At 60.9% G+C, this 2,397-nt stretch carries 1 protein-coding gene; it reads right to left on the bottom strand.

All coding sequences use genetic code 11. The features are described 5' to 3' along the window. Positions 1-97: 97 nt before the first annotated feature. Positions 98-1,831, bottom strand: a complete 1,734-nt coding sequence (locus NKJ75_RS32680) for a type I secretion system permease/ATPase (RefSeq protein ID WP_352500752.1) — start codon at positions 1,829-1,831, stop codon at positions 98-100. Positions 1,832-2,397 lie beyond the last annotated feature (566 nt).

Here is a 2,397-nt window from a genome sequence, read left to right as displayed (position 1 = left end):
CGACCGTATGAACTGCGAGTTGTTGAATGGCGCCTGACTGCGGCGCGACGATATCGATCCGCCGCAGTTCCTGTTCAACCGCCACGAGCTCGAAACGTCATTGTTCTGATGAATGCCGGACACCGGGATCCTCCATGTCAGCGCGCTCTGCCACGTGATCCTGTGTAGACTCGATGGCCTTCAGGACTTTGGAACGCGCACCGAATGATCGCTGCCGTCCACCTTCCATCACCAACACCAAATCCACGGCGCGGATGGCGCTCGGCCGATGGGCGACGACAACCGCAATGCCCTTGCGCTCGCGCACGGAGGCGATCGCATTAACGACTGCAGCCTCGCCTTCCGCATCGAGATGGGCATTGGGTTCATCCAGCACAACAAGGAAAGGGTCTCGATAAAGGGCCCGGGCAAGACCGATAAGCTGGCGCTGCCCGGCGGAAAGTGCCGATCCGGCCTCACCAATCGGAGTTTCGTATCCGTGCTCAAATCGGAGGATCAGTTCGTGGGTGCCCGCTGCCTTCGCCGCGGCGACAATAGCCTCAGGGTCAGGATCATCTTCAAAACGAGCGATGTTTTCGGCAATGGTGCCATCGAACAATTCAACACCTTGCGGCAGATAGCCGATGTGACGGCCTAGTGCTTCCCGGTCCCATTGATCGAGGCTTGCGCTGTCGATGCGAACCTTCCCGGCGACCGGCGTCCATGCGCCGACGATGGCGCGCGAGAGTGTCGACTTGCCCGAGCCCGATGGACCGATGACCCCGAGTGCGCTTCCCGCCTGAATGGCAAACGCAAAGCCGGTCACGGTCGGCTTGCTTTCGCCGGGCGGAACGATTGTCACGCTTTCGAGGCGCAGTTCGCGTTCAGGTTCAGGCATTAGCATGACAGGAGCGGTTTCAGGAACCTTTTCCAAGAGGTCCTCCAGCCGCGCCCAACCCTGGCGCGCCATGAGGAAGGGTTTCCAGCTTGAAATGGCGAGATCGACCGGAGCCAGCGCACGCCCCATCATGATCGAACTGGCAATCATGACCCCGGCCGTAGCCTCTTCCCTGACCACAAGGTACGCACCGACGGCAAGAATGGCCGATTGCAGCAGCACACGCAGCGACTTTGAAATGGCACCCAGCCCACCTGCCACGTCCCCAGCTTTCCGGTTGGCGGCCAGACACTTGGCATTGGCCTTTTGCCATCGGGCAGCGATCCGCTTTCCAAGACCGAGAGCTTGCACGACCTCGGCATTGCAACGCGCTGCTTGCAGCAGACCATTGCGTGCCATGTTGTGGGCAACGGTATCGCTTATCGGCCCTTGCGAGAGAGTGTTGGCAAGGAGTGTCAGAGATGTGAGACCGACCGCCCCGATAAGTGCCGTCATGCCGATCCAGAAATGAAGGAGGAAGCAAATGCCGAGATAAAACAGCATCCATGGCAGATCGAAGAACGCTGTCGGACCGTTTCCACCTAAGAAGCCGCGAACATTGTCGAGATCGCGAAGCGGCTGCAAGCCGTCGCCCGGCATGCGCGTTGAAAGCGGAAGGCGAACGATCGCATCGTGAACGCGTCCGGAAAACTGACCATCGAAACGCTCGCCAATCCGCAGCAGCACGCGGGCGCGCAAAATGTCGAGCAGGCATTGGAACGCATAAAGCCCCGCAGCAAGCACGACGAGCCCCACTAGCGTGGATACGCTGCCACTTGCCAGAACGCGGTCATAGACCTGAAGCATGAACAGCGGCGAGATCAGCGCAAGCACGTTGACCACGCCGCTGATCAACATAATGCCCCAAATCGCGGATGTCAGAGGGAAGGGTCTCAAAGCTGAATCCTTTGGAATGGTTGTCACGTAAGTCTCCGGAGGCTGGCGACCCGGCTCCCTATATTGCTCCCCGACCGGCAACCGACTGCATCCGCTCGCTGGTTCAGGATCAGTGCTCCCGCCGAATATGTTTGGTCCCGGCATTTAATGGAGCGGGTCAACAACACCGTCCGGCTGAAGGTTTGGAAGGGATTCATCGTGGTCGGCCGCAAGGGCCCGAACAGGCGAATCCGCCTCCACACCTTCAGGAGATTTCGGTGCACGACCAGCGCGACGCGCAGGGCTTGGTCAAGCTATCCACGCTGCGACTGCTCCCGGGCGCCCCTCGGGCGCCCCGGCCCAGGCAAGTAGCGGAACGGGAAAGCGCCCGCCCAGGGGGCGGGGCGGGCGCGGTTCCGTATGGGTTTCTGGATCAAACGAAGGTGAAGTCCGACGCGGTCAGGCCTAGGTCGGCCACGGTGACTACACCGCCCAGGTGGGCGAACTCGTGCGCGCTGCCGTCGGCGGTGACATAGGCCAGAGTTGCGAGTCTGTCGGTGTAGCTGCTTTGGTAGACAATGATGTCGCCGGCGTGCTCGCCGGAG

The sequence above is a fragment of the Mesorhizobium sp. M0058 genome, assembly GCF_040323095.1.
Taxonomy (GTDB): Bacteria; Pseudomonadota; Alphaproteobacteria; order Rhizobiales; family Rhizobiaceae; genus Mesorhizobium.
Note: the sequence above shows the minus strand (reverse complement) of the source record. Positions and strands in the feature narration are given on the sequence as shown.